Source organism: Spongiactinospora gelatinilytica, assembly GCF_003236385.1.
Lineage (GTDB): Bacteria > Actinomycetota > Actinomycetes > Streptosporangiales > Streptosporangiaceae > Spongiactinospora > Spongiactinospora gelatinilytica.
Genome location: NZ_POUA01000012.1, coordinates 1 through 24136, shown reverse-complemented (window position 1 = coordinate 24136; position 24136 = coordinate 1). Strand labels below are relative to the sequence as shown.

The following is a 24136-nucleotide window of genomic DNA, read 5'->3' as shown; positions in this document are numbered from 1 at the left end:
TCTGTGATCGGAGGGCTTTGGAGGAGACATTATGATCATCACCGGAGTGGACGGCTCACACGCAGGGCTCGAAGCCGCCGGCTGGGCGGCCAGGGAGGCCGCCCTGCGCGCGGCACCGCTGAAGATCGTCCACGCCATCCCGCAATGGGCGTGCGACACCACCACCGGCCGCTACGCCGAGGTCGCCGCCTGGATGCGCGAAGGCGGCCACAGCGTGCTGGCCGCCGCCGCCGACCGTGCCCGCCGCGAACGCCCCGCGATCGACCTGAGCACGTCGCTGCTGCCCGGCGATCCCCGCACCGCGCTGACCACCGCATCCGGGGATGCCGCACTGGTGGTCATCGGCAGCCACGGACTCGGCGCGGTCCGCGGGTTCCTGGTCGGTTCGGTCGCCTATGGCGTGGCCGGTCAGGCCGCCTGCGACGTCGTCGTGGTCCGCGAACTTCCCGCCCTGCCCAGGGGCGAGGTGGTCGCCGGCGTCGACGGCTCCCCGGCCGCGGAGCCCGTGCTGGACGCCGCCTTCGCCGAGGCGGAGCTGCGCGGCGCGACCGTACGGGCCGTCCATGCCCGCAACCCGCCCTGGGCCGGTGATCCCCGCACCCCCGCCGGCCGGGACCCGCTGGCCCTGGACCGCCACCGCGAACGCCACCCGGGCATCACCGTGATCGAAGAGGTCGTCCACGACCACCCGGTGCGCGCCCTGCGCCAGGCCGCCACCGGGGCGGATCTCCTGGTGGTGGGCTCGCGCGGGCACGGTACCTTCGCGGGCATGGTCATCGGATCGGTCAGCCAGGCGCTGCTGCACGAGTCGCCCTGCCCGCTGATGGTCGTCCACGGCGGGCCCGGCCGGGCTTCGTAGCGCACACTAGTACGCTATTTCATGAACTGATGGACCAGGAGGGCCGGTGAGCAAGGCGAAACTGGACGACACGTTCGCCCTCGCGGGCGATCGGTCGCGCACCGGCGCGCCGGTGGCCGCATGAGCGGCGCACACCCGGCCGTGCCCGGCGATCCGGTCGTGCTGGACGGCGGTGACCGCCGCTGCGTGCTGTTGCTGATCGAGCTGCGCCGCCTGGTGGCCGATCTGGAACCGGGCCGCGTCGTCCACCTGATCGCGAGTGATCCGGCCGCCCCGATCGACCTGCCCGCCTGGTGCCATCTGACCGGTCACACCTACCTCGGGCCCGTCCAGACCGGCACCCTGCCGCCCGCGTCCGCCGCCTACGCGGTGCGGGTCGAGGCCGAGAGCCGGCCGACGCGCGCCCAGGCCCCCTGGCAGGTCGCCGACTCCTGAGCCGCCGCAGGGCCGCGGCTCAATCCCAGCCGAGCAGGCGTTCTTCCAGCAGTGCCTGCTGGGCCGGGTTGGCGGTCAGCTCCAGCGCCCGCCGATCGGCCCGGTGCGCCTCCTCGTGGCGCTCCAGGTCGCGCAGCAGTTCGGCCCGGGTGGCGTGGAACAGCGGGTAGCGCTCCAAAGCGTCACCGAGGGCGTTCAGCTCGGCCAGCGCCGCCGCCGGGCCTTGCGCGTAGCGTACGGCGACGGCCCGGTGCAGCCGGGTGACCGGTGAGGGCGCCAGGTGCAGCAGCATGTCGTACAGCACCAGGATCTGCGCCCAGTCGGTGTCGGCGAAGGTCGCCGCCTCGGCATGGCAGGCCACGATCGCCGCCTGGAGCTGGTAGGGCCCCGGCCTGCGGTGGGTGTGGGCGGCGCAGGTGAGCAGCGCCGTGGCCGCGGCGATGGCCTGCCGGTCCCACAGGCCGCGGTCCTGGTCGGCCAGCAGCACCAGCCGGCCCCGGGCGTCGAAGCGGGCCGCGCCGCGGGCCCGGTGCAGCCGGATCAGTGCCAGCAGCCCGGCCGCCTCCGGCTCCTTGGGCATGAGGCCGGCCAGCAGCGCGGCCAGCCACTCGGCGTCCGCGACCAGGTCGCGCGCCTGGGCCCGTTCGGCCGTGTTGGACAGGTACCCCTCGTTGAACAGCAGGTAGATGACCGCCAGCACCTCGCCCAGCCGGGAGGGCAGCTCCTCGCCGGCCGGGACGCGGTAGGGGATGCCGGCCTCGCCGATCTTCCGCTTGGCCCGCGTGATGCGCTGGGCGACCGTGGTCTCGGGCACGATGAACGCCGCGGCGATCTGCGCCACCGACAGCCCGCACACCACCCGCAAGGTGAGGGCGATCTGCGCGCCGCGCGACAGCGCGGGGTGGCAGCAGGTGAAGATCAGCCGTAGCCGGTCATCCGGCGGTGCGGGGCCCGGCCAGGTGAGCCGGGCGAGTTTGGCCCGGTGGTTGGACTCGCGGCGCAGTACGTCCAGGCCGCGCCGGCGGGCCACGGTGAACAGCCACGCGTCGGGCCGGTCCGGTACGCCCTCCACCGGCCAGCGCCGCAGCGCGGTCTCCACCGCGTCCTGCACCAGGTCCTCGGCGGCGGAGAAGTCGCCCAGCAGCGACACCAGGGACGCCGCCAGCCGGCCCGCGTGCTCGCGGACCACACCGGCCAGCACCTCCCGGGGCACGGGTCCGCTCATGAGGCGGGGCGGATCTCCACGATCGGGCAGGCCGGCCAGGTGCGGGCCAGCCGCAACGCCTCGTCCAGGTCCGCCACCTCGACCTCGGCGAACCCGCTGACCACCTCCTTGCCCTCCAGGTAGGGCCCGTCGGTGACCATCGGCTCCGGCTGGTCCAGCCGCATGGTGGTGGCGGTGTGCACGGGGGCCAGATGCGTGTGACGGGTGATCTTGTCGGCGTTGTCGGCGAACCAGCGGCCCACCGCCGCGTAGGCGGCCTGCCGCTCCAGCTCGCCCATCGCCTGTAGTTCCCGGGCGAACCGTTCGGTCTCGACGAACATCAGCACGTACTTCACGTCGTTCTCCTCTCGCGGGTCAGCGTGCCGGGAGCGCGGCGTACAGGTCCACGCCGCTCCCGTCGGGGTCGGCCACCGTCGCGTAGCGCATCCCCCAGAACGCGTCGAACGGCTCGGCGATCCCGCGATGGCCCGCGGCGACCAGCTCGGCGTACTTGGCGTCCACCCCGGCCGGGGTGTCGAACTCAAAGCACAGCAGCGTACGCGGCCCGCCGCCCGGCGCACTCCAGCCCGGCAGGAAGGGCGTGCGAAACTTCTCGGTGTCCAGCATCACATGCAGCCCGCCCGGCAGGTCGCATCCGGCGTGCTCCGGCGAACGTGGGTCGATCGCGAACTCCAGCCCGAGCCGGGCATAGAAGGCCATCGAGGCATCCATATCGGACACGATCATGGCGATCGTGTTCAGTCGTGGGTTCATTTCCGGCTCCTTGTCCCGGTTGTGCTCCTATCTCGGAAGACGATCGGCGGGACCGCCGATACGACATCCCCGGCCGGGAACCTTCAGGGCTTGACCTTCGAGCCGGGTGGAAGGTCTACCGTCGGTGGTATGACATCCATGCGGATATCCCAGCTCGCGGCGCGTACCGGTGTCCCGGCCACGACCCTGCGCTTCTACGAGCAGGCCGGGCTGCTGCCCGCCGGGCGCACTCCGGCCGGGTACCGCGCCTACGGCCCGGAGGCGGTGGACCGGCTGGCGTTCATCGGCGAGGCCAAGCACCTGGGACTACCGCTGGAGGAGATCGCCGAGCTGCTCACGGTGTGGGAGGCCGGATCATGCGCCCAGGTCAAGGCCGACCTGCGGCCGCGCATCCGGGAGCGGCTGGCGGCCGCCGAGGCCCGCGCCGGGGAGCTGGCCGCCTTCACCGGCTTCTTGCGTACCGCGCTCGCGCATCTGGACGCGTTGCCCGACCGCGAGGCCCGATGCGGTTCGCGGTGCGCCTTCCTCACCCCGCCCGCCATGGGCACGGCCTTGCCGATGGGGGACGCGCCGCCGCCGGTGGCCTGCTCACTGACCGGCGACGAGCCCGGCGAACGCCTCACGCGGTGGCGGGCACTCCTCGACGGCGCCGGGCGGGAGGCGATCCCCGGCGGGCTGCGGGTGACGCTCGCGGCCGAGCGGGCCGCGGCGGTGGCCGGGCTCGCGGTCGCCGAGCAGCTGTGCTGCCCGTTCTTCGACTTCCGGCTCCACCTGGACGGCCCGCTCCTGCGCCTGGAGGTGCGCGCCCCCGCGGACGGCGCGGGCCTGCTCGCCGAGCTGTTCGGCCCGCCCGCCTGAGTCCCGCACCTCATCAGAAAGGCATGTCTGCACCGTGCTGATCGCTCGTTCCGTCGCGCTGTTCGTGCTCGCCGCCCTGCTGGAGATCGGCGGCGCCTGGCTGGTCTGGCAGGGGGTGCGCGAACACCGCGGGTGGATCTGGATCGGCGCGGGCGTCATCGCCCTCGGGCTGTACGGTGTGGTGGCCACCTTCCAGCACGATATTCACTTCGGGCGCATCCTCGCCGCCTACGGCGGGGTCTTCGTGGGCGGGTCGATCGCCTGGGGCATGGTCTTCGACGGGTACCGCCCCGACCGGTGGGACGTCGTCGGCGCGCTGATCTGCCTGGCCGGGATGGCGGTGATCATGTACGCGCCGCGGGGCGGCGGCTGAACGGTGCCGGCGACCCGCGCGGGCTCGCCGGCCGTGCCGTGATCACCACTCGACCGGGAGCTTCTGCACGCCGAGGATCACCGCGTTCTCGCGCAGCGGCACCTCCTGCGGGGGCACCGCCAGCCGCAGCCGCGGGAAGCGGGCGACCAGCGCGGGGTAGGCGACCTGCATCACCACGCGGGCCAGCTGCTGGCCCAGGCACTGGTGGATGCCGTGGCCGAAGGCGTTGTGCCCGCCGGCCGGGCGGCGAAGGTCCAGGACGTCGGGGTCGGGGAAGTGCCCAGGGTCGCGGTTGGCCGTGGAGATGATGAGCAGGGCGCTCTCCCCCGCCTTGATCACCTGGCCGTCGATCTCCACGTCCTCCAGCGCGGTACGGGTCAGGAAGGGGACCACGCTGAGGTAGCGCAGCAGTTCTTCCACGGCGCTGTCGGCGATGGCGGGGTTCTCGCGCAGCGCGGCGAGCTGGGCGGGGTTCTGCAGCAGCGCGAACGTGCCGAGCGAGAGCATGTTGGCGGTGGTGTCGAGGCCGGCGCCGAGCAGTACCAGCCCCATCATGGTGAGCTCGTCATCGCTGAGGTCGCTCGTGGTCAGGCCGCTGAGCAGGTCGTCGGTGGGGTTCGCCCGCTTGGCGGCCACCAGCTCGCTCAGGTACGCGTACAGGGCGGCGCCCGCCGTGTTGGCCGTCTCGATGTCGGCGTCGCCGCCGGTCAGCAGGATCGCGTCGCCCTCGAACCGCTCCCGCTCGGCGTAGGGGACGCCGAGCAGCTCGCAGATCATCAGCGCGGGGATGGGCCGGGCGAAGACCTCCACCAGGTCGGCCGGCGGTCCGAGGCGTTCCATTTCGGCCAGCCGCTCCTCGGTGACGGCCTCGATGCGGGCGGTGAGCCTGCGCATCCGCCTTACGGTGAACTCGCCGGTCAAAAGCCGCCGGTAGCGGGTGTGCTCGGGCGCGTCCAGGCCGGTCATGTCGCCGGGCCGGGCCGGCGGCATGGTGCCGCCGCCAGGCTGGTGCAGCAGGTCGTAGCGGACGCTGAAGCGGGGGTCGGCCAAGATCGCGCGTACCCACGCGCGGTCGGTCACCACCCACAGGGGATGGCCGTCGCTGAAGGCCGACCGCTCCAGCGGACGCTCCTTGTGCAGCCGGGCCAGTTCCCCGGACGGGTCGAAGGGGCGGTCCGGGTCCCGGGCGAGGGCGAGCCGGGCCACGGGGATGTACTCCAGCATTTCGATCACCTTTTTCGGGAGCAGAGGTGTGCTCGACGGTGCGCTCGACACCATCTTGACGTCATGATGATGTCATATCTACGTCAGTTTGACACCTCCCGCGAGGCGCGGAAGGTGGCGGGGTGGCGGCCGGTTGACCTCAAGTGAGGTCGAGAAATTAACATCGCAGTCATCGGGGGAAGACTTCCGCCACGAAAGGGGCAGACAGATGACACAGCTCGGCCGGGGCGACCTGGGGCCCATCGGCGTGACCCTGGACGTGCGCACTGATGGCGGCCACCTCGACGACGCCGCCCTGCTGGAGCGGCTCGGCTACGCCACGATCTGGATCGCCGGCGGCCAGCTCGCCACCCTGGACCCGCTGCGGGACGTCATCCGGGCCACCGAGACCGTCCGCGTCGGCAGCGCGATCATCCCCGCCCAGGTGTACGCCGCCGAGGAGGTGGTGGCGTTGCGCCGCGACCTGGAGTCCACCGATCCGGGGCGGCTGATCACCGGGCTGGGCGGGATGCACGGTCCCCGCCCGCTGCGCGACATGAACGCCTACCTCGACCGCCTGGACGCCGCCGACCCGCCGGTCCCGGCCGGCGCCCGCGTGCTGTCGGCGCTGGGCCCGCGGATGCTGGAGCTGTCCCGCGACCGCGCGGCCGGCGCGCTGCCCCTGCTGGTCACGCCTGAGTACACCGCGCAGGCCCGGCGGATCCTGGGCGATGAGGCGATCTTGGCCGTGATGGAGTACGTCGTCCTCGAAAGCGATCCGCGACGGGCCAGGGACACCGTCCGCGAGTCCATCCGCTTCCTGGCCAAGGTCGGCGGCTATCCGCAGAATCTGCGCCGGATGGGCTTCACCGACGCCGACATCGCCGGGCCCAGCGACCGCCTGCTCGACGAGCTGGTCGCCTGGGGCGACATCGAGGCCGTCGCCGCGCGCCTGCGCCGCCACCTGGAGGCGGGCGCCGACCAGGTCGTCCTCGCCGTGCAGCCGACGGACCCGAAGACCGTCCCGCACGCGCAATGGCACGCCCTGGCCGACGCCCTCATCGGCTGACCTTGCTCAGCGGGGTGCCGCCCGTGCGACGATGGACCGCGGCATCGCGACGCCCGGCCTCCCGTACCGGGATCGACCTCACCGCGGTCCATCGCACGTCTCAGTCACCGGCGGCGGGCAGGATCTCGAACTTCCAGTGCGCATCGTCGAACTTCTGCACCGCCAACTGGGTCGATCCCGACGGCAACCCCGGGCCTGAGCCGCCGTCCCGGAGGTGGTTCATGCCGGCGATGATGTCGTTGGCGGCGGCCACCAGCCAGGGAACGGGCTGTGGTCCGAGGGCGCCGGCCGCCCGATCCAACAGCCCGACCTGCTCCACCGTCACCTGGCTCCTGCCCAGCGTCCGCGCGCCGCGCTGGAAGTGGCCCAGCGCCTCTGCGCGAAGCCGGCTCCGGCTCGTGCTGTCGCCGGCCTGCGACGCCGCGTGCAACGCGTGGAACCCCAGGGTCAGATCAGCGACGTACTGGAACTCCTGGCTCTGCGGCAGTACCGGGTAGGTGCGGAAGTCGATCGCCAACTCCCACGGGCAGCTCAGACACGGCGGCGGCGGCGGGCATGGACCGCGGCACCAGCCGTCCACCACGACCGGGATCGGGACGCAGTCCACCATCTTGTTTCCCCAGAAGATCGGGTAGCAGTTCCCGGATGCGCCGGCCGAGGCCGAGGTGCTGTGCACTGCCTGTGCAGAAAACAGCGACATGAGCAGGGCGAGCAGACAGGCCGCTAATCGACTGCGTTTCACTGGTCCTCCCTGGGGGTGCCGGGTGCGCCGTCCGGGCGTACACCGGGCCGAGGCCGTCCGGTGTCGAACCGGAGCACCCTCGTTCTATATCGCCCGCCCACCCCGGTCCATCGCCGGTATTCCCACCGTCAGGCCCTTAATGCCAGCGGCCTGTCCGCAACAGGAACCCGGCCCGGCTTTATCCGCGATCGTCAGCGGGCGGTTTCCTGCGAAGCGGGAAAGAGCAGGTCCGAGTTCCGCAGGACCGGCGCGGAGCAGTCGGCGATCATTCGCCGGCCCTCGGTATCGGGGGAAAATGATTCAACGCCCATGGGGCGATTTGGCTATGCTGGGGGCGTTGGCCGCATTAGGGTCCGCCGTTTGCAGCATGGTGACATCCCCACGCGCGTCAGGAAATCGTGCAGAGCAGCCCTTCCGACGAAAACCATCCACGGTCGAGAAACCGCCCGGTGACCCTTCCCATGATGGTGAGATACTGCTCCAGCTCTTCTTCCGGCAACATCCTGTTGTCGTCCGGCAGATCCGCCCAGTGGGCGGCGTATTCGTCTGCCTGGAAGATATCGCCGGTGATTTCACCGTCGTGGATGTAGCTCGGCAACGATGCTGGCCGACCCCGACTTTCGGGCGGCCAGATAGGGAGCCCGAAGGCGCGGCCGGAGGTGCTGGATGAGGCCGTCGGGCGGGTCTTTCGGTTGGTGCGGGGGCCGGCGTCGGCGGGTGAGCAGGCCAGGTGAGGTTTGCATTCCGTTAACATCTCAAGATCGTTAGCGGGCGGCCTCCCGGGCATCCTCCGCGCCAGTGCGGGTGCCCGCCTCGGCGGCCACCCGCCGCAGCTCCGCCGCCCGCCTCCCAGGTCCCGCCAGGATCTGCCGCACCTCCTCGACCGGCACGCCAAGGTCCGCCGTGACCCGCGCCGCCGCCCCGCCCTCGCGCCCGTACACGACGTGCAGATGCCGGACCCGCACCTGGGCCCACCATGCCGCCTGCTCCGGGCACCGGGCCATCTCCCCTGTGATCGCGCCGTCAACCGCCCGCGTGACCGCCGCCCGGGTGCCCGCCTCACGGCGGCCGGCCGAAGCGAGCAGCGCCGCGGCCTCCACCTCCGCCAGCTCGGCCATCACCGCCAGGTCATGCCCGACGGCCGCACCGGCGTCCCCGCCTTGCTCAGCGACCTCCCAGTACGCATACGAGGCGTCGGCGACCCGCTCCAGCACCGCCGACACCTCACCGGCCGTCCGGTCAGATCTGCCGGATGGCCCGGCAGGCACAAGAAGAGGAAGCCGTCATGGAACCCAACCGTGATCGACCTCGGCGGAAGACCCGGATCCTCCGGGTGGCCGCCCGCATCGTGATCTGGATCGGCTGGCTGATCTAAATCTCGGTCGACGATCACGATCTCACCCGGTAACGGGTGACGGGCCTCCTACCGGGACTGCTCGCGGCTGGCCGGGTAGGAGGCCCGCCTACGCCAGCGTAGGCCCGGCGGCACCTGTACTGCCCCCCTGCCGCACACAGGTTTTAAGGTGCGGCTGCACAATCCTGTCACCTAGGTACGTCATCTCCTACCCCGCCCGCAGGCTCTCCAAGATCCCCTGCTGCTCGACCAGCGCCAGGTGCAGGGCGAGCGGGTGAGTGCGCACCAGGCGCAGGTGGCGCAGCAGGGCGCGGGGGACGGCGGTGAGCCAGTGGGGGATGCCCATATCGCACCATCGTGGGCGTGTCGCCGTGCGGCGGCAAGCGGCATCGGTAGCCTTCCCCCAGAACTCCCGATCGGGGGACGCGAAGGGATGGGTTGATCAGCCCCCGCCCCGTGGCGGCAGTGCCGGCCGGTACCGCAGACCGTAAGCGGACCCTGTCCCCCCACCGAGAGGGCCTGGCGCCGCACCACGGCTGGGCGCCGGGCCCACCCCTACTGGCCCCCGCATAGAGGGTAGCCCCGGCCGGGCACACAGAAGTCCCCGCTCCGCGCGCAGGAGCGACGGCTCTCGTCATGCCCGGTCTGCAGGCGTGCCCGGCCCGCGCTCCACCATCTGCTGGGCTGCGGCACGGGACCGGCCGATGGAGGCTCGCACCCTCTCAGGGCTGGGGTGCGGGGCGGTTGTCGACCTTGACGGCGTGCGGCCTTCATCTATCTTCTAAAAGGAAGCTTTCTTAAAAGTGTGCCACCCTCGGGGCACCGTCCACGCACCAGCCAACATGCTGGAGGTCAGCAATGCACCTCAGAAAGCACGCCGCGGCCCTGTCCGCCACAGCTCTCCTCGCCGTCACCGCGATCTTCGGCGCGGCCTCTCCGGCAAGTGCCTCCGACCCGGGCTGCTCGGTCGGCAGGTACCAGGGCACCAACACCGCCTGGGCGGTCTGCAGCGGCTACGCCCGGTACGGCGTTCTCATCTACGTCACCCATCCCAACCCCAATTCCGGCATGGGCTCCTGGTACGAAGCAGGCCCCTGCGTGTCCGCCGGACAGGTCTCCGAGTACACCCACAACAGCTATCCCTTCATCGTGTCGGGGATCTGGCTCTGCTGACGTCGGCTCCGCAGTCGATTTCCCCCTGCGGCGGCGAGCGGCCCCATCCCTCCCGGGGTAGGGCCGCTTCGCTGTGCTGCCTCAGGCGAACGACAGGGCGTAGGACGGCTCGCGGCTGCGGTCTTGGTTGAGCTATATCCACATTCAGCCCATATTCCGACGGTTGGTAGTTGTCCGACTACGGATGTAGCGACGGGGCACTCTAGCCGGATCGGGGGCAGGCGGGAGGGTGAGTGAAGAAACCTCGGATTCAGAAGATGGTCCGGAATGTGCTCATTCACCGGACGGCAGTGGGCCTCCGGGCATCCTTGAGCCTTTTTCATCCCCGGAGTGAGGCCTGCTGGTCACAGCACGATCGCAAGTCTCGCGTTGACCTGATGACATAGAGGTCGGGTCGCCCGGAGGAGTCTCACCTCCGGGCTCCCACAGATCCCGACGTGACGGTCTCCCGTCACCGGGCTCTTCTCAACCTCACCGTCAGAACCCGGATACCCACCGCCAGTGCGCGAAGAAGCGCGGGTATTGGCGGATGGTCCGGTCCCAGGCCGCGAGGGCCTTCTTGAAGGTCCTTAGCCGCTTGTACTTCTTCCTCATCCAGCGCACCAGGTAGGCGTTGATGCGCCGCAGCAGTGGATGAAGCTCCGACCGGTAGAACCGGCCGTAGTAGTTCATCCAGCCTGACACGATGGGGTTGATCCACCGTGCCAGGTCCCGCTCGGAGGCGGTGGTGCGGCGGTGCAGCCGCCAGGACCGCACCTGTTCGCTCATCTTCTTCATGGCGGTCTTGCTGACCGCCGGGCCGAAACCGGTGAACACCGCCCCGTTCCTGCCGCGCACCCCTCGTGCCCGGAAGGTCAACCCCGGGAAGTCGAACGCGGTGTGCTCGAAAGAGCTCTTGCGTCGGCCGTCCTTGCAGTAGACGATCCGGGTCTTGTCCGGGTGTAACCGCAGCCCGACCTGCTCCATCCGCTCGCCGATCGCCATGGCCAGCATGCGGGCCTGGTCTTCGCTGCGGCAATGCACCACCACATCGTCGACATAGCGCTCGAACGACACGGACGGAAACCTCCGCGCCATCCACATGTCGAAGGCGTAGTGCAGGAACAGGTTGGCCAGCACGGGCGAGACCGCTGACGGGGATGCGTGGCGGCAGGCGCGACCGCATGTCCTCACCTCGCTGGAGCTGGAGGTCGAACCGGCCGGGCATCTGGCCGAGCTCGCCGGCGCGCTGGAGGGCGCGTATGCCACCGCCTGGCCCGGAAGATCGCCTTCGGCAACCGGGGCCAGCTGCGCCAGCGCTACCGCGAAGGTCTGGAGGATCAGCTGGGCAGTCTGGGCCTGGCGTTGAACGCGGTCATCTGGTGGAACAGCCTGTATCTGGATGCTGCGGTCAAGCGCCCGCGTGAGCAGGGCTTCCCGGTCACGGACGAGATGTGCGCGCGGCTGTCGCCGATGCAGTACGACCACATCAACTTTCTGAGCCGCTACGCCTTCTCCCGCGCTGATGTGGCCGGGGGTTTGCGTCCCTTCCACGACGGCGCCCACGACAGCGCCTGAGTATCGCTTCCCAGCGCCTGATCAGGCTGCCGCGCGGAGGTGAGCTGGGTGAGGGTCAGGCAGTGGTGGACCCCGCGGTGCGTGGGGCTCGGTACGGTGGGCGCCGGCGCGATGCTCAGGACGTAGAGGAGATGGTGGTTGCCGGGCTCGTCGCCGAGGCAGCGGTGGCCGGTGAGGCGGCATCAGGCGGTCAGGCCAGAGCGGCGCTGCCGTGACCGGGTGTCATGGCCGGGGGCGGCGGAGCGTGTGATCGCGTGTGCGGCGGGTAGAAATTCGGATTCTGCTCCGGAAGCTGTTTTGACGAAGGGAAATTCCGATCATGAGTCAGGCGGCGCAGCGGTCGACCGGGCTGCACGTGGCGGAGCGTGGCCGATCGCTTGCCGCTGCGGCGTTGATCGGGGTGGCGGTGATGGCGGCCGTCGATGAGATCGTTTTCCATCAGCTGCTGGGCTGGCATCACTTCTTCGATCGCTCCACCCTGGCGGTCGGGCTGCTGAGCGACGGGCTGTTGCATACCGCCGAATTGCTGGCGCTGGTGACGGGGTTCGTGATGTGGGCGGATCTGCGCCGCCGCCGAGCGTTGTCGGCGCCGCACGCCTGGGCGGGGTTGCTACTGGGATTGGGCGGCTTCCAGCTGTTCGACGGCGTGGTCGATCATAAGCTGCTGCGCTTGCACCAGATCCGTAACGGTGTCCCGGATCTGCTGCCCTACGACCTGGTGTGGAACGGCGCCGGACTGGTGCTGCTGGCCGGCGGCGTCGTGCTGGCCGTGCGGGCGGCCCGTGCCACCGGCGGCTCCGCCGGTGCGCGCGGCGCAACCGATGACACACCCGATGACGCATCCGGTGGCGCAGGTGAGGGTCCGGCCGGTCCGGCGGCACCGCGTCCGGGCGGCGGTGGCCGATGACGCACCCGCCGCACGAGCATGGCCCCGGGCCTGCCGGCGGCGGCGCCGACCAACTGCCGGCCCTGCTACCGGTACTGCTGCCGGTCCTGGCCGTGGGGGCCGCGGTGGCGGCAGCGCTGGTCTACCTGGCCGCCGCCGGTCGGCTGCGCCGTCGCGGGGACGCCTGGCCCCACCGGCGTGACGCCTACTTCGCCATCGGCGGCGCCGCGCTGGCGGCTGCGGTGATCGCGCCGCCGCCGGGTGGGGCGTTCACCGCGCATATGGCTCAGCACCTGCTGGCCGGGATGATCGCGCCGCTGCTGCTGGTGTGCGCCCGTCCCCTCACCCTGGCGCTGCGGGTGCTGCGCCCGTCGCGGCCGCGGCGCGTCCTCCTGACGGTGGCGCACTCACGCGCGGCCACCGTGCTGATGTTCGCGCCGGTCGCGGCGGTGCTGGACATGGGCGGACTCTGGGCGCTGTACCGCACGCCGCTGCTGGCCGCCACCCACCACCAGCCCCTGCTGCACGCGCTCGTGCACCTGCACGTGGTGGCCGCCGGAGTGCTGTTCACCGCCGCGATCTGCCAGCTCGACCCTGTCCGACGCCGCTGGAGCCTGTGGCTGCGCGGATCGACGCTGCTGGTTGCCGGCGCCGCCCACGCCATCTTGGCCAAGACGCTGTACACCGCTCCGCCGCCGGGCACCGGCTTCGCCGTCGCCGACCTGCAGGCCGGGGCGCAACTCATGTACTACGGCGGCGATCTGGTCGAACTCGCCCTGGCCGCCGTGCTGGCGTACCAGTGGTACACCGCGACCGGCCGCGCCCATGCTCGACTCCACCGTCGCCATGCCGCCAGACCAGCCACCGCTGGACAGGCCATCGGGGGGTGGCCCTGGCGCCCACGCTCGGTCCGGCGTGACACCCACGGGCACCTGCCGACACCCGCAGCACAAAGCTCAGGAGGCCTGCATGGTTCAGGCTCTCGACAACCGGTAACGGACCACCGGACGGCGCCGTAGACCCGCGGTAGAACTCGGTAGATGCGCGGTAGGTCGGAGAGGACATGTGGGCCGCGTCGTGGAAGGGGCGACAGGCCGGCGGACCAGGGATAAAGATGCCACCGCCGGGTACCCGCCACGGCATGATGAAGCAAGCGCTGTGGCAGGGACTGATCGCTGGCACTGCCGGAGGCATCATGATGACCCTGGGCGAGAAACTCGAACAGGCCATCACCAAACGGCCCGACTCCCATGTACCCGCACGCGTCCTGCAGCGGCTGACCGGCCTGCCTGAACGTCCCGGCGAGCAGCCTGTGCCGGTGAACTGGGCCATGCACTTCGGCCAAGCCGCCCTCCTCGGCGTGCTGCGCTCGGTCATGGCCCATGCCGGACTGCGCGGACCGGTCGCCTCGGCGAAGTTCACCGTCGTGCGCCTGACCAACGACCAGATCCTCGAAAACGCCACCGGCGTCGGCGCCCCGCCTTCCACCTGGTCCCGCAAGGAACTCGTCATCGATGTCCTGCACAAGGCCGTCTACGCCTTCACCACCGGTGCGATCGCCGACGCCCTCGCCCAGCGAAGCATCGGCCCCGGCCCCGGACAACGCCACGCCGCCCTCCGTCCCGGTCGCCACACCGACGTCGGGCCACTGCCCCGCAAGGACGCCTACAGCAGGTAGACCAGCCCCGTACGGGTCTGCTGACCGGGTAAGCCATCGCCTTACCCGCGAGCCCGCCTCAACCCGAGGCCGCCAGGACCGTCTCGCTCCCGGCCAGGATGCGGTAGACGCTGGCCACCGAGGGGTGCCGGCCCTTGTTCTTACCCGCGGGGATGACCAGCTTGCGGGCGATGTCCGGCACCGCCACGCCCCGGGCGCGCAGCGACCGGGCGTAGGCGATCATGTCGTCGTCGAACACCTTCGGACGGCCGCCGTGCCGGCCCCGTTCGCGGGCCGATGCTTGGCCTTCGAGGGACTTCTCCCGGATGTACTCCCGTTCGGACTCGGCCATCCCGGCGAAGAAGGCGAACAACGCCGCCCCGGGCCCTGAGGGGCTGTAGATGCCCTGCAGCGGCCCACTCGGCAGTTCCAGCTCGATGTCGTGGCGGCGCAGTTCCTCGGCGATGGCGAGCAGTTCGGCGGCGCCCCGGCCCAGGCGCTTCATCTCGTGCACCATGAAGATCACGCGCTGGTGCAGGACGGCCTGCTTGATGGTGCGGGCGTAGTCCATCGCGCGGATGAACTCCGGCCGAAGCTCGACGCGGGTGCTGATCTTCTCGGCGAAGACCGGTTCGCAGCCCGCCTCCTTCAGGACGCCGAGCTGGCTGTCCAGTTCCTGCTGCGCCGTGCTGCACCGGGCATAGCCGACCCTGGTCGGCCTGGCCGCGGCCGCGGGCGCCACAGCGTTCAGAGCCGGGCCCGCCTGCCAGACGCGTCCGGGCTCGCGCTCGGCGGGAGTGCGCACCTCCAGCTCGGTCCGCAGTTGCGGCACCAGCGTGAAGCGAGGAGGCGGCGGGCTGTGATGTCGGCGTCGTCAAGGTCGAGCCCGGCTTTGTTGAGGATCTCGACCATGTCGTGCCACAGGGCGTCGTCGTCCTGTTCTTCGGGCCTCTTGGCGGTGGTGAGGCTGGTGATGTCGATGCCGAGTTCGTCCAGGACCGATGGCGGCGGTGGTGGCGCGCGAGGCGGCGTCGCGGACCTCGATGCTGGGTTCGTGCTGGGCGTGCGCCCAGAGGTGACGGCGGATGCGGTCGTGGAGCAGGTCATCCGGGCGCAGGCCGTCCCCCATCTTGATCAGCCACTCCGGATTCAGGCGCGGCTGCGGTAGATACGGGTGAGGCTCGGGCGGCTCCCCCTCGCGCCCCTGGGTGAGCAGGATCAACGACCAGCGGTCGCCTCTGGCGAGCAGACGCCAGTAGGTACGGCGCTGCATGTCCGGGGGGACCGGCATGGTGACGTACTTGGCCAGGTCGCGGATCGGGCCACGGCGGAGGTTGCGTTTGCCGTCTTCGCTGTCGATGCGGATGCCGAGGGCGTAGGTGGTGCCGTCGTCGGTGGTGACGGGCACCTCGTCGACGACCAGGCGCAGCTCGGGGTCGTAGTCCTTGGAGTGCGGGAACAGCTTGAGCAGCCCGGCGGCGTCCTCGCGGGTGACGGTGAGGGCGAAGTCCTGCACGGCGTCACCGCCGAGCAGGCGGGTGGCGGCCAGCGTGCGGCGGTCGGTGGCGACGGCGTGGATGGTTCCGTTGCGGGCTTCCAGGCGGGCGACGCCCAGCTCGGGGCTGAGCTCGTCGGTGGAGGCGTGCGGGAGGACCGGGGAGAGGAGCTGGTGCAGGTCGCTGGTGGGCAGGTCGATGCGGGTCATGCGCGGTGTCTCGCTCTCTGGAGTCTGCGGCGCAGGTTGGCGCGTTCGGTTTCGGTGAGGCCGCCCCAGATGCCGTCGCGGGTGCCGATGGCGTGGGCGTGGTCGCGGCACGGCTCGGCGACGGGGCAGGAGCGGCAGATGGTCTTGGCGTCGTCGATCTGTGCTGCTGCGGGGCCGGTGGTGCCGATCGGGAAGAACAGCTCGGGGTCGGTGTCGCGGCAGGCGGCGCGCCCCATCCACTCAGGCATGGCTCTCACCGCCCTGGGTGAATGACGCGTCCGTCGCGGACGAGCGTCAGCGACGCGGGGCCGGACTCCATCCAGGGCTCCATCAGCGGGTCGCCGACCATGCCGGGGGCGTAGAACCCCACGGCATCCGGATCCTGGGAGGTGTGGGCGAGCAGGCGCAGGACCAGGCCGTCTTCCTTGTCGGAGTGTTCGATGACGTACGTCTCACCGAAGGCCGACATCTGCCCGCTGGCCTCGTAGTGGATGTGCAGTACGTCCCCGGCGATGGCGGGGTACCAGGGCGCGGAGGTCAGCTCCGCGTGGCCATCGGTGATGGCGTGGTACTCGCAGAGCGCGTCGCGGCGGCGCTTGGGATCCTCGGCGCGCGCCAGGGGGCTGGGGGTATGGGCCGTAGTGGCCCATACCGGCGTGAGGCCGCGTCCGTACGGCAGGGCGTCGGCCTTGTCGCGGGCCCAGGTGATGAGCCGGCGCGCCTCGGCCCGGGCGCGGCGTAGCACCGCGACGCCGTCGTGTTGGCCCTGGCGGATCTGGTCCCACTGCAGGACCTCGCGCAGGGCGGCGGTGTAGGGGGCGGGCGCGGGCGCTTCGGGTGGCCCGGCTCATGCGGCCGGTACCGCGTCGTCGGTTTCCTCGTCGTCGCTTTCGTCCTCGACTTCGACCTTGAACAGAAAGTCGATCAAGCTCTTAGTCTGTGCCGCGCGGCAACACCGTCCAGCGAGAAACTTTGCTGAAGAGCACGGGCAGTGACGTGCAAAATCTCGAATCGTCACAAAGTGGCCGCCATCGGCGGTTGCCAGCGGGCAACGCCATCCGCGTATCCTTGTTGCCCGTGGGCAACGCACCGTCCGGCCCCGGACCCCTCGGGGTCTGGCTGCGCGACGAACTGACCCGCCGCGGCTATGACCTCGCCCGCGGCGGCCAATCCCGCATCGCCCGGGAAGCCGGCATCCACCCCTCAGTGATCAGCCGGGTCCTCAACGAGGAGCGCGGCCTGGAGATCGAGCCGCTACGCCGCCTCGGCCAGGCCCTCGGCCTGCCGCTCGGGGAGATGCTCGTCGCCGCCGGCGTGGCCGCCCCCGACGAACTGCCCGTCCGCGCGCACCATGGCCCCCTCCCGCCCGCCGAAACCGACCCGCCCCGCTACACCGACCCGGTCCTGCAATACCTGTGGGACACCCCCGACCCGGGGCTCACCGAAGAGCAGCGCCTGGCGCTGGTGCAGATGTATCGCGCTCTGCGGCAGAGCGCCGACGGCTACCGCTGACCCGCTCAGGCGCAGACCTCTCAAAAGGCCACCCAGCGCCCGCAAAGCACCTAGAGTCACCGTTACATCACAGCTTGCAATATCGGGTGTTTCCCGGCACCGATGGGACAAAGGTGAACAGGTCGTAAACAGGCCACCGATCAGCACCGCAACGGGGGTGCCCATTTGCCCCGCGATGCCCCCAACATCCACGACCTTGTCACGTCCACACGCCGACGCCTCGACGAGCTTCAACTCGCCCGATCTCCCTGAGCGACCCGGCCGAGACACGGCGATCACGATCCGAGATCAGCGCCCTGGAGCAGGCCCTTGACGCCTCGATCGCACTCCGCTCCGTCCCCCTGAGGCTGTGCCACGCCCTTTCGCCCTCGCGCTGGCGAGCTGGACGCGACCCGACACCGCTCAGCCGCCCGGGCCACCACCGGCGGCCATGCGCACCGGGCCGCCGTTGACCGCTCAGCCGTCACAGGAGTCCAGGACACCGGCGCGGCGTGCGACCCACACAGTGCCGTCCGCCATGGCCGCGCTAGCGTCGCCGTCGAAGCCGGGCGCCTCCCGTGGGCCCACGCCCCGACCGCGGCCATCGCCGACGAGCAGGCAAGCCGACCCGAAGGCAGAGCCGGACGATGCGCCGAGCGGCGAGGGGCCGCGGCCGTCCCACCCCAAGCCGAACGCGCCGCCTTCTGCGGCGCCGTCGGCCTCCCAGCGGCCCCCGAGGCCGTCGGCGTCGCGGCCGGCCCCGCGTGAGCGTCCGCCGACCGCCCGGCCAACGGGCGCGCCGCCTGATGCGGAGCCGAGCGCCGGTCCGCGGCCCAGGCGGGAGTGCCATCTGCTGGAGGTGGATGTGGATCTGCATCCGGTGGATGTGGAGGTGTGCCTGTAGATACGGCGGCGCCCCGCCGGTCCTGGGTGGCGAGGGACCGGCGGGGCGCCGTCAGTGTTCATGCGGGGATGGGGTCAGGCGGATTGTGGTGGGCTTCGTCGCGGGCGCGTTCGGCGGCGAGCCATTCGTCGCGTTCGCTGGCCCAGGCGACCAGGCCCCGGCCGTTCCGCCAGAGGGGTGGGGATGTGGCGTCCCTCTTCCAGCGGCGGTAGCGGAGGGAGCCGTGGGAGAGGCGGGTGCGGGCGGCGATCTCGTCCATGACGAGGAGCCGATCGTCGGCGGACGGCCGGGGCCGCGCTCCCTCTTCCAATCTGGATGATTTGCCTGATATCGGCGTGATTTTGGCCATGACCGGATGCCCTTTGCGGCGGGAGGGTGCCCGGCGTCGTTGCTCGGCCACAATGATCTTTATGCTTCGCAGCACAGCAATATTAAGCGCACCCAACGCCCGCGAACAACCGCTGCGTTAGGGTGCCGTCGTGGATCGAATCCGTGTGCGAGACCCGCCGCCCCTGATCGCGCAAATACACCAAACCGGAAGCAGCCGAACGTTCACACCACACCACACCACAACGCCCAAAGCACCCGCCGCCGTACCGGCCGGAAGCCACACCCCCAAGGACCCATATGAAAGCCTCCCTCTTCAATCGCTGCGGCTGCAAAGACGCCACCACCGGAAAGCCGCTCGACTATTCCTGCCCCCAGCTCAGCAAACGACGCCACGGCAGCCACGGATTCGTCACCCGCATCGACACGACCAACAAGGGCAACCGCCGGTTGCGCCGAGCAGCCTTCGACACCCAGAAGAAGGCCGAAGAAGCCTTCGACCACGTCAAAGACCTCATCAAGCTCGCCCGCGACGACTCGACGATGCGCCGTAAGATCGCCGACTTGATATTCACACTAAAACGCGGCGCCCCCTCCCCAGCGTCGATGACGTCCGCAGAAACTCGCCCTTGATATCGACATCGCGGCCACCGACCAGACCGCCCGGCCGGCGCGCGGTGGCTGAGCCGTGACCCCGAGACCGAGCGGATGCTGATCACATGGCGGGCGGAACAGCGACGCCGTCGTCTCGCCTCGGCCTCACCGTTCGAGGATCGTGGGTTCGTCTTCGCCGACGAGGAGGGGAAGCCGCTGTCCCCGGACTCGCTGAGCAGAGGGTTCAAGGTGATGGCGCGCGAGGCCGGGCTACCGGCCATACGACTGGCGGAGTGACGAGATGTTTCCCTTTTGTTTCCAACGGGCCTGTGATCAACGTGCTCGCTCAGCGGGCAGCGGGGCCGGCAGGTCCCATCCGCGCAGTACAGAGGCGGTGCGCTCGGCGATTATTCGCTGGCCCTCGGTATTGGGATGGAAATAGTCCCATTTGCTGACATGGGAAAGCGTGAAGGGATAAGAGAAGACCGCTCCCCCGTCGTGGCGGCAGGCCGGGCCGTAGGCGTCGCAGGCGCGGGCCAGGGTCTCGTTGAAGGCCATCACGCGGGCGCGGACGCGGTCTCGGCGTTCGCGGTCGGACTTGGCCATGGATGTGGGCCGGGCCAGCATCGACTGGCACAGCCTGCCCACCGACCAGAACGTGCGGGCGAACGCGTTGTCCTTGCCGACCCGCCACAGCCGCTGCACGTCGGGGATACTGGCGATGAACACCCGCGCCTGCGGCAGCCCGTCGCGCAGCACGCCGAGGGCGGTCTCGATGTTGGCGGCGAAGTCGGCCACCGGGGTCATCTGCCGCTCGGTCCGCACGCACGCGTCCTGCGCGCCGACCAGGATCGTCACATAGTCGGCGCCGCGCCGGACGGCCTGGCGGGCCTGCGCGGCCAGTTCGGCGCTGACCGTGCCCGGCACCGCCAGATTGACGTTGTGCCCGGCGATGCCCGCATGGTCGCGGCGCAGCCGCAGATAGTGGCTGTCCACCGCGGCGTGGTCGCCGGCCGACCAGGACCGTGACACGCACGAGGTGAACCACCCGCAGGCGTTGAAGCCGGCGCTGATGGAATCGCCGAGCGCGACGACCGAACCCGGCCGCCACACACCGGCCCGCCCGGCCTCGGCCCGCGCCGGGCCGCCGAACCCGATGGCCGGGCAGAGCAGGACCGCGCCGGCCAGCACGGCCACCGGCATGCGCACCATGACACCTCCGCACTACGATCGCATTTTCCCCACTCGGGTGTACCACTGCGAAGCGGATCAGTCACGTAGCGTCACAGGCGAGTTTCCGGCACTCGCCGGCGTCTCGGCGCGACGCTGCGTGGACACGCCCGCCATCCACGGAAAACAGGGGTGCCGTCGAACACGTTCAAGTTCCCGCCTAAAGTGGGTGGAGTGAGTGTCGCGCTCGGGTTGACCCGTCCTTTAATGGTTCGCACCGTCGCCGTCGCCGATCCCGGCGACCTGCTGGCTCATCTGCGAGGCCCGGCCTCCTACGCCTGGGTCCGGCACGGCGAGGGCATGGTCGCGTGGGGCGAGGCCGCCCGCGTCACCGTTCCGCCCGGTCCAGGCCGGTTCGCCTGGGCCCGCGACTGGCTGGCCCAGACCCTGGGCGAGGCCGACATCGATGACCAGGTGCGGGTGCCCGGCTCGGGGCCCGTCGCCTTCGGGTCCTTCACCTTCGATCCGGCATCGCCCGGCTCGGTGCTGGCCGTACCGGCGGCGGTACTGGCCCGCCGCGGCGGGCGGGCCTGGCTCACCACCATCGGCCGGGTGCCCGCGACGCTCGCGCCCGCCGCGCCGCAGCCGGCCACCGCCCCAACGGGCCCGGTCCGTTACGGCGACGGCAGCCTGAGCGCGCCCCAATGGCAGCACGCCGTCTCCCTGGCGGTGGAACGCATCCGGCGGGGCGACCTGAAGAAGGTCGTGCTCGCCCGCGACCTCGACGCCGTCGCCGAACGCCCGATCGACCTTCGCGCGCTGCTGTCCCGGCTGACCCGCCGCTACCCGGCCTGCTACACCTTCTCCTGCGCCGGGCTGGTCGGTGCCACGCCCGAGCTGCTGGTCCGCCGCACGGGGGAGGCCGTCGAGTCGCTGGTACTGGCCGGTACCACGGCCCGCGCCGCCACCCCCGCGGAGGACGCCGCCCGGGGCACGGCCCTGCTGTCCTCCGGCAAGGACCGCCACGAACACGCCTGCGCGGTCGATTCGGTACGCGACGCACTGGCGCCCCTGTGCAAGGACCTGACCGTGCCCGCCGCGCCGGAGCTGCTCAAGCTCTCCAACGTCCAGCACCTGGCCAGCCCGGTCAGCGGCCGGCTGTCCGAAAGCGCCTCGGTGCTCGACGTGGTGGCCGCCATGCACCCCACGGCCGCGGTGGGCGGCACCCCCACCGGCCGCGCCGTGGAGCTGATCGGCCGCCTTGAGGGCATGGACCGCGGCCGCTACTCCGGCCCGGTGGGCTGGATCGACGCCCGCGGCGACGGCGAATGGGGCATCGCGCTGCGCTGCGGCTCGATCGAGGGCTCCCACGTGCGGCTGTTCGCCGGGTGCGGCATCATGGCCGACTCCGACCCCGCGGCCGAACTCGCCGAGGCCCAGAGCAAACTGCGCGTCATGCAGGACGCCCTGGAGGGCCGCTGACCCCTCGGGAGCGCCCCGGCCGATGAGCCCGCCGTCAGCGCCCGTCGCGGGCTAGCATGCCCGGCATGCCCACCTATGCGCATCCGCTGGCCTGGCTGCTGGCGCTCGAAGGCGTGGCACTGCTGCGGGCACAGGCCGGTGACCTCGGGGACGGGGAGTTCGTGGCGCGGCGGATCGCCGAGATCCGCGATCTGCTCGCCGACCGTGATCTGGCGCCAGATGCGGGGACCGTCGTCGGCCACGCCACGACCACGGAGGGGTACGCCCAGTGGGCCGAGCGGTACGACGCCGAGGACAACCCGCTCATCGCGGTGGAGGAACCGCTGGTGCGGCGCATCCTCACCGCGCTGCCGGCGGCGGGGCGCGCCTTGGACGTGGCGTGCGGCACCGGCAGGCACACCGCGTTCCCGGCCGGGCTGGGGCATGAGGTGGTCGGCGTGGACTCCTCGGCGGAAATGCTCGCCCTGGCCCGGGCCAAGCTGCCGGACGTCGTCTTCCACCAGGCCGACCTGCATGCCCTGCCGGCCGAGCCGGCGGGCTTCGACGTGGTGGTGTGCGCGCTGGCGCTGACCCACTGAGGTCAAGGTCAGGACTCGAGGAAGCGCAGGACGGCGAGGACGCGGCGGTTGAAGCCGCTAGAGGGGTGGATGTCCAGTTTGTCGAAGATGGCGTTGACGTGTTTCTCCACCGCGCTCTGTGAGACGTGCAGCCGCTCGGCGACGGCGGGGTTGGCGTAGCCTTCGGCCATCAGGGACAGCACCTCGCGTTCGCGGGCGGTCAGCCTGGCCAGCGGGTCGGTACGGGTGGTGCGGGCCAGCAGCTGGCGGACCACCTCAGGGTCGAAGGCCGCCCCGCCGGCGGCGACGCGTTCCAGCGCCGACAAGAACTCCCCCACCTGCATGACCCGATCCTTCAGCAGGTAGCCCACGCCGCCGCCCTCGGCCGACAGCAGCTCCGAGGCGTAACGCTTTTCGACGTACTGCGACAGCACCAGCACCGACGTCTTGGGCCACCGGCGGCGGATCTCCAGGGCCGCGCGCAGACCCTCGTCGGTGTGGGTGGGCGGCATCCGCACATCGACGACCACGATGTCGGCGGGGTCGCGCTCGACGGCGGCCAGCAGCGCCACCGCGTCGCCGACCGCGGCCGTGACGTCGTGGCCCTCCTCGGCCAGCAGCCGCACCAGCCCCTCGCGCAGCAGCGTGGAATCTTCGGCCAGGATCACTCGCATGGCAGCCCCGCGGTGATCACGGTGGGGCCGCCGAGCGGGCTGCGCACGGCGAACGTGCCGTCCAGCGCGGCCACCCGGCGCGACAGGCCGGAAAGCCCGCCGCCGTAGGGGTCGGCCCCGCCCACGCCGTCGTCGTGGACGGTGACCTCGACGGCCGGACCGCGGGGGGCGACCCGCACGGCGATGCGCCGGGCCCGCGCGTGCTTGGCCGCGTTGGTCACCGCCTCGCACACCACGAAGTAGACCGCGGTCTCCACCGCCGCGGGCAGCGCGGCCGGCGGGGCGTAGTCGATGGACACCGGTACGGCCGAGCGCTCGGCGACGGCGGCCAGCGCGTCGCGCAGCCCCACCGCGTCCAGCCCGGCCGGGTAGACCCGCCAGGCGACCTCCCGCAGGTCGCGCAGCGCCTCCTGGGACTCCTCGTGCGCCTGGGTCAGCAGCTCGCTGTCGCCCTGGCGGCGCGCCCGGCCCAGCAGCATGCCGAGCGCGACCAGCCGCTGCTGCACGCCGTCGTGCAGGTCGCGCTCGATGCGGCGGCGCTCCTGGTCGACCGCCTGCACGATGCCCGCCCTGCTGGTGGCCAGCTCGGTGATGCGCTGGCGCAGCAGCTCGGTGGTGGAGGGCCCCAGGTAGCGGGCGGCCACCCGGCGCTCCAGGGCGGCGATGCCGGCGATGCCGGCCAGGTTGAGGTAGAACAACAGCACCCCCGGTACGGCTGCGAACAAGATGGTCGCCGAGGTCACCCTCCCACCGTCTTCGATCAGGGCCCACGGAAACCCCGTCGCCCAGGCGAGCAGCATGGTGATGACCGAGGTCAGCCCCAGCGCCAGCAACAGCAGCACGCCGTGCCCCAAGATCCCCACCGCGCCGCGGGCCCCCAGGTAGCGCAGCGCCCGCGCGCCGGAGTAGTCACCGGCCAGGTCGGCGCCGAAGAACCGCATCAACCGCCGCCGCTCGGTTTCGGCCAGCCGCCGCGCCCCGGCGTGGACGCGGCCCAGCGCGGCGGCGCGGCCCCGCGGCCATGGCGAGACCACCGCCATGGCGAGCCCGGCCCCCATCAGGAAGCCGAACCCCGCCCAGGCGGTCAC

32 protein-coding genes are annotated in these 24136 nt (G+C 71.2%); 15 read left to right on the top strand and 17 right to left on the bottom strand.

Annotated features, from left to right (window positions below):
- Positions 1–31 precede the first annotated feature (31 nt).
- Both C1I98_RS03005 and C1I98_RS03000 read left to right on the top strand, forming a co-directional pair.
- Positions 32–859, top strand: a complete 828-nt coding sequence (locus C1I98_RS03005) for a universal stress protein (RefSeq protein ID WP_111165512.1) — start codon at positions 32–34, stop codon at positions 857–859.
- A 120-nt stretch (positions 860–979) separates the two neighbouring features.
- Entirely contained in the window at positions 980–1294 is a 315-nt protein-coding gene (locus C1I98_RS03000) for a sulfurtransferase TusA family protein (RefSeq protein ID WP_111165511.1), read from the top strand.
- A 19-nt stretch (positions 1295–1313) separates the two neighbouring features.
- On the opposite strand, the gene C1I98_RS02995 is transcribed toward C1I98_RS03000, so the two are convergent.
- Genes C1I98_RS02995 through C1I98_RS02985 form a run of 3 tightly spaced genes read right to left on the bottom strand, consistent with a single transcriptional unit; the run spans position 1314 to position 3272 of the window.
- The gene (locus C1I98_RS02995; RefSeq protein ID WP_111165510.1) at positions 1314–2519 is read right to left on the bottom strand and encodes an RNA polymerase sigma factor; all 1206 of its coding nucleotides are present in this window, start codon (positions 2517–2519) and stop codon (positions 1314–1316) included.
- The gene (locus C1I98_RS02990; RefSeq protein WP_233507083.1) at positions 2516–2854 is read right to left on the bottom strand and encodes a YciI family protein; all 339 of its coding nucleotides are present in this window, start codon (positions 2852–2854) and stop codon (positions 2516–2518) included. The genes C1I98_RS02995 and C1I98_RS02990 overlap by 4 nt, the downstream gene beginning before the upstream one ends.
- Positions 2855–2873: 19 nt before the next feature.
- The gene (locus C1I98_RS02985; RefSeq protein WP_111165509.1) at positions 2874–3272 is read right to left on the bottom strand and encodes a VOC family protein; all 399 of its coding nucleotides are present in this window, start codon (positions 3270–3272) and stop codon (positions 2874–2876) included.
- Between the two features lie 129 nt (positions 3273–3401).
- On the opposite strand from C1I98_RS02985, the gene C1I98_RS02980 reads away from it, so the two are divergent.
- Together C1I98_RS02980 and C1I98_RS02975 are read left to right on the top strand one after the other, a co-directional pair.
- A complete protein-coding gene (locus tag C1I98_RS02980; protein ID WP_111165508.1) occupies positions 3402–4130 on the top strand; it encodes a MerR family transcriptional regulator in 729 nt (242 codons plus the stop codon).
- A 34-nt stretch (positions 4131–4164) separates the two neighbouring features.
- Complete coding sequence (locus C1I98_RS02975) at positions 4165–4503, top strand: YnfA family protein (protein ID WP_111165507.1); 339 nt, start codon at positions 4165–4167, stop codon at positions 4501–4503.
- A 42-nt stretch (positions 4504–4545) separates the two neighbouring features.
- Here C1I98_RS02975 and C1I98_RS02970 read toward each other — a convergent pair whose 3' ends face one another.
- Positions 4546–5727: a cytochrome P450 gene (locus tag C1I98_RS02970; protein WP_111165506.1), complete on the bottom strand. Its 1182-nt coding sequence runs from the start codon at positions 5725–5727 to the stop codon at positions 4546–4548.
- A 208-nt stretch (positions 5728–5935) separates the two neighbouring features.
- Between C1I98_RS02970 and C1I98_RS02965 the strand changes: the two genes are divergently transcribed.
- Complete coding sequence (locus C1I98_RS02965; protein ID WP_111165505.1) at positions 5936–6775, top strand: TIGR03620 family F420-dependent LLM class oxidoreductase; 840 nt, start codon at positions 5936–5938, stop codon at positions 6773–6775.
- Positions 6776–6875: 100 nt separating this feature from the next.
- Here C1I98_RS02965 and C1I98_RS02960 read toward each other — a convergent pair whose 3' ends face one another.
- From C1I98_RS02960 to C1I98_RS41115, 4 genes are all read right to left on the bottom strand, one after another.
- A complete protein-coding gene (locus C1I98_RS02960) occupies positions 6876–7517 on the bottom strand; it encodes a hypothetical protein (RefSeq protein WP_146607259.1) in 642 nt (213 codons plus the stop codon).
- A 388-nt stretch (positions 7518–7905) separates the two neighbouring features.
- The gene (locus C1I98_RS02955; protein WP_111165503.1) at positions 7906–8115 is read right to left on the bottom strand and encodes a hypothetical protein; all 210 of its coding nucleotides are present in this window, start codon (positions 8113–8115) and stop codon (positions 7906–7908) included.
- 166 nt (positions 8116–8281) lie between these two features.
- Positions 8282–8731, bottom strand: coding sequence for a hypothetical protein (locus C1I98_RS02950; protein ID WP_146607258.1), 450 nt, complete (start codon positions 8729–8731; stop codon positions 8282–8284).
- Between the two features lie 348 nt (positions 8732–9079).
- Positions 9080–9217, bottom strand: a complete 138-nt coding sequence (locus C1I98_RS41115; RefSeq protein WP_158557886.1) for a hypothetical protein — start codon at positions 9215–9217, stop codon at positions 9080–9082.
- A gap of 512 nt (positions 9218–9729) precedes the next feature.
- On the opposite strand from C1I98_RS41115, the gene C1I98_RS02945 reads away from it, so the two are divergent.
- On the top strand, positions 9730–10044 hold the full coding sequence (locus tag C1I98_RS02945; RefSeq protein WP_111165501.1) for a hypothetical protein: 315 nt from the start codon (positions 9730–9732) through the stop codon (positions 10042–10044).
- Between the two features lie 477 nt (positions 10045–10521).
- Here the strand turns inward: C1I98_RS02945 and C1I98_RS02940 are convergent, their stop codons facing one another.
- On the bottom strand, positions 10522–11163 hold the full coding sequence (locus C1I98_RS02940; protein ID WP_199536685.1) for a group II intron maturase-specific domain-containing protein: 642 nt from the start codon (positions 11161–11163) through the stop codon (positions 10522–10524).
- A 24-nt stretch (positions 11164–11187) separates the two neighbouring features.
- Between C1I98_RS02940 and C1I98_RS02935 the strand changes: the two genes are divergently transcribed.
- The 4 genes from C1I98_RS02935 (at position 11188) to C1I98_RS02920 (ending at position 14165) form a co-directional block, all read left to right on the top strand.
- On the top strand, positions 11188–11601 hold the full coding sequence (locus tag C1I98_RS02935) for a Tn3 family transposase (protein ID WP_111165529.1): 414 nt from the start codon (positions 11188–11190) through the stop codon (positions 11599–11601).
- 319 nt (positions 11602–11920) lie between these two features.
- A complete protein-coding gene (locus C1I98_RS02930; RefSeq protein WP_111165500.1) occupies positions 11921–12508 on the top strand; it encodes a DUF2243 domain-containing protein in 588 nt (195 codons plus the stop codon).
- Complete coding sequence (locus C1I98_RS02925) at positions 12505–13506, top strand: cytochrome c oxidase assembly protein (protein ID WP_111165499.1); 1002 nt, start codon at positions 12505–12507, stop codon at positions 13504–13506. Before C1I98_RS02930 ends, C1I98_RS02925 begins: the two co-directional genes overlap by 4 nt.
- 176 nt (positions 13507–13682) lie before the next feature.
- Entirely contained in the window at positions 13683–14165 is a 483-nt protein-coding gene (locus C1I98_RS02920; RefSeq protein WP_199536684.1) for a hypothetical protein, read from the top strand.
- Between the two features lie 58 nt (positions 14166–14223).
- Here the strand turns inward: C1I98_RS02920 and C1I98_RS02915 are convergent, their stop codons facing one another.
- The 4 genes from C1I98_RS02915 to C1I98_RS02900 are packed head-to-tail and all read right to left on the bottom strand — an operon-like array spanning position 14224 to position 16594.
- Complete coding sequence (locus C1I98_RS02915; RefSeq protein WP_199536683.1) at positions 14224–14976, bottom strand: recombinase family protein; 753 nt, start codon at positions 14974–14976, stop codon at positions 14224–14226.
- Between the two features lie 42 nt (positions 14977–15018).
- Positions 15019–15849 carry a hypothetical protein gene (locus tag C1I98_RS02910; RefSeq protein WP_111165496.1) on the bottom strand — a complete coding sequence of 277 codons (831 nt, stop codon included), beginning with the start codon at positions 15847–15849 and terminating at the stop codon, positions 15019–15021.
- Positions 15846–16097 carry a WhiB family transcriptional regulator gene (locus C1I98_RS02905; RefSeq protein WP_111165495.1) on the bottom strand — a complete coding sequence of 84 codons (252 nt, stop codon included), beginning with the start codon at positions 16095–16097 and terminating at the stop codon, positions 15846–15848. The genes C1I98_RS02910 and C1I98_RS02905 overlap by 4 nt, the downstream gene beginning before the upstream one ends.
- Positions 16098–16102: 5 nt before the next feature.
- Positions 16103–16594 (bottom strand): hypothetical protein, encoded by a 492-nt coding sequence (locus C1I98_RS02900; protein WP_111165494.1) that lies wholly within the window; start codon positions 16592–16594, stop codon positions 16103–16105.
- A 332-nt stretch (positions 16595–16926) separates the two neighbouring features.
- Between C1I98_RS02900 and C1I98_RS02895 the strand changes: the two genes are divergently transcribed.
- Positions 16927–17361: a helix-turn-helix domain-containing protein gene (locus C1I98_RS02895; RefSeq protein WP_111165493.1), complete on the top strand. Its 435-nt coding sequence runs from the start codon at positions 16927–16929 to the stop codon at positions 17359–17361.
- A gap of 941 nt (positions 17362–18302) precedes the next feature.
- Here C1I98_RS02895 and C1I98_RS02890 read toward each other — a convergent pair.
- Positions 18303–18503 (bottom strand): hypothetical protein, encoded by a 201-nt coding sequence (locus C1I98_RS02890; RefSeq protein WP_111165492.1) that lies wholly within the window; start codon positions 18501–18503, stop codon positions 18303–18305.
- 368 nt (positions 18504–18871) lie between these two features.
- On the opposite strand from C1I98_RS02890, the gene C1I98_RS02885 reads away from it, so the two are divergent.
- Both C1I98_RS02885 and C1I98_RS02880 read left to right on the top strand, forming a co-directional pair.
- A complete protein-coding gene (locus tag C1I98_RS02885; RefSeq protein WP_111165491.1) occupies positions 18872–19204 on the top strand; it encodes a hypothetical protein in 333 nt (110 codons plus the stop codon).
- A gap of 75 nt (positions 19205–19279) precedes the next feature.
- Complete coding sequence (locus tag C1I98_RS02880) at positions 19280–19462, top strand: hypothetical protein (RefSeq protein ID WP_111165490.1); 183 nt, start codon at positions 19280–19282, stop codon at positions 19460–19462.
- Between the two features lie 36 nt (positions 19463–19498).
- Here the strand turns inward: C1I98_RS02880 and C1I98_RS02875 are convergent, their stop codons facing one another.
- Positions 19499–20377, bottom strand: coding sequence for an SGNH/GDSL hydrolase family protein (locus tag C1I98_RS02875; protein WP_111165489.1), 879 nt, complete (start codon positions 20375–20377; stop codon positions 19499–19501).
- A gap of 225 nt (positions 20378–20602) precedes the next feature.
- Here C1I98_RS02875 and C1I98_RS02870 point away from each other — a divergent pair, with 225 nt between their 5' ends.
- Both C1I98_RS02870 and C1I98_RS02865 read left to right on the top strand, forming a co-directional pair.
- Complete coding sequence (locus C1I98_RS02870) at positions 20603–21817, top strand: isochorismate synthase (protein ID WP_111165488.1); 1215 nt, start codon at positions 20603–20605, stop codon at positions 21815–21817.
- Between the two features lie 65 nt (positions 21818–21882).
- Positions 21883–22395 (top strand): class I SAM-dependent DNA methyltransferase, encoded by a 513-nt coding sequence (locus tag C1I98_RS02865; RefSeq protein WP_158557885.1) that lies wholly within the window; start codon positions 21883–21885, stop codon positions 22393–22395.
- A gap of 8 nt (positions 22396–22403) precedes the next feature.
- Here C1I98_RS02865 and C1I98_RS02860 read toward each other — a convergent pair whose 3' ends face one another.
- On the bottom strand, positions 22404–23048 hold the full coding sequence (locus C1I98_RS02860) for a response regulator (RefSeq protein WP_111165486.1): 645 nt from the start codon (positions 23046–23048) through the stop codon (positions 22404–22406).
- Positions 23039–24136: sensor histidine kinase (locus tag C1I98_RS02855; RefSeq protein ID WP_199536682.1), on the bottom strand; the 1098-nt coding region annotated here is incomplete at its 5' end. The genes C1I98_RS02860 and C1I98_RS02855, both read right to left, overlap by 10 nt.

What these genes read in the sequence shown, in the direction of transcription:
- C1I98_RS03005 (WP_111165512.1), top strand. Translation starts at nt 32, where the DNA reads ATGATCATCACCGGAGTGGACGGCTCACACGCAGGGCTCGAAGCCGCC.
- C1I98_RS03000 (WP_111165511.1), top strand. Translation starts at nt 980, where the DNA reads ATGAGCGGCGCACACCCGGCCGTGCCCGGCGATCCGGTCGTGCTGGAC.
- C1I98_RS02995 (WP_111165510.1), bottom strand. Translation starts at nt 2,519, where the DNA reads ATGAGCGGACCCGTGCCCCGGGAGGTGCTGGCCGGTGTGGTCCGCGAG.
- C1I98_RS02985 (WP_111165509.1), bottom strand. Translation starts at nt 3,272, where the DNA reads ATGAACCCACGACTGAACACGATCGCCATGATCGTGTCCGATATGGAT.
- C1I98_RS02980 (WP_111165508.1), top strand. Translation starts at nt 3,402, where the DNA reads ATGACATCCATGCGGATATCCCAGCTCGCGGCGCGTACCGGTGTCCCG.
- C1I98_RS02970 (WP_111165506.1), bottom strand. Translation starts at nt 5,727, where the DNA reads ATGCTGGAGTACATCCCCGTGGCCCGGCTCGCCCTCGCCCGGGACCCG.
- C1I98_RS02965 (WP_111165505.1), top strand. Translation starts at nt 5,936, where the DNA reads ATGACACAGCTCGGCCGGGGCGACCTGGGGCCCATCGGCGTGACCCTG.
- C1I98_RS41115 (WP_158557886.1), bottom strand. Translation starts at nt 9,217, where the DNA reads ATGGGCATCCCCCACTGGCTCACCGCCGTCCCCCGCGCCCTGCTGCGC.
- C1I98_RS02945 (WP_111165501.1), top strand. Translation starts at nt 9,730, where the DNA reads ATGCACCTCAGAAAGCACGCCGCGGCCCTGTCCGCCACAGCTCTCCTC.
- C1I98_RS02930 (WP_111165500.1), top strand. Translation starts at nt 11,921, where the DNA reads ATGAGTCAGGCGGCGCAGCGGTCGACCGGGCTGCACGTGGCGGAGCGT.
- C1I98_RS02925 (WP_111165499.1), top strand. Translation starts at nt 12,505, where the DNA reads ATGACGCACCCGCCGCACGAGCATGGCCCCGGGCCTGCCGGCGGCGGC.
- C1I98_RS02920 (WP_199536684.1), top strand. Translation starts at nt 13,683, where the DNA reads ATGATGACCCTGGGCGAGAAACTCGAACAGGCCATCACCAAACGGCCC.
- C1I98_RS02910 (WP_111165496.1), bottom strand. Translation starts at nt 15,849, where the DNA reads ATGACCCGCATCGACCTGCCCACCAGCGACCTGCACCAGCTCCTCTCC.
- C1I98_RS02905 (WP_111165495.1), bottom strand. Translation starts at nt 16,097, where the DNA reads ATGCCTGAGTGGATGGGGCGCGCCGCCTGCCGCGACACCGACCCCGAG.
- C1I98_RS02890 (WP_111165492.1), bottom strand. Translation starts at nt 18,503, where the DNA reads ATGGACGAGATCGCCGCCCGCACCCGCCTCTCCCACGGCTCCCTCCGC.
- C1I98_RS02885 (WP_111165491.1), top strand. Translation starts at nt 18,872, where the DNA reads ATGAAAGCCTCCCTCTTCAATCGCTGCGGCTGCAAAGACGCCACCACC.
- C1I98_RS02880 (WP_111165490.1), top strand. Translation starts at nt 19,280, where the DNA reads ATGCTGATCACATGGCGGGCGGAACAGCGACGCCGTCGTCTCGCCTCG.
- C1I98_RS02875 (WP_111165489.1), bottom strand. Translation starts at nt 20,377, where the DNA reads ATGGTGCGCATGCCGGTGGCCGTGCTGGCCGGCGCGGTCCTGCTCTGC.
- C1I98_RS02870 (WP_111165488.1), top strand. Translation starts at nt 20,603, where the DNA reads ATGGTTCGCACCGTCGCCGTCGCCGATCCCGGCGACCTGCTGGCTCAT.
- C1I98_RS02865 (WP_158557885.1), top strand. Translation starts at nt 21,883, where the DNA reads ATGCCCACCTATGCGCATCCGCTGGCCTGGCTGCTGGCGCTCGAAGGC.
- C1I98_RS02860 (WP_111165486.1), bottom strand. Translation starts at nt 23,048, where the DNA reads ATGCGAGTGATCCTGGCCGAAGATTCCACGCTGCTGCGCGAGGGGCTG.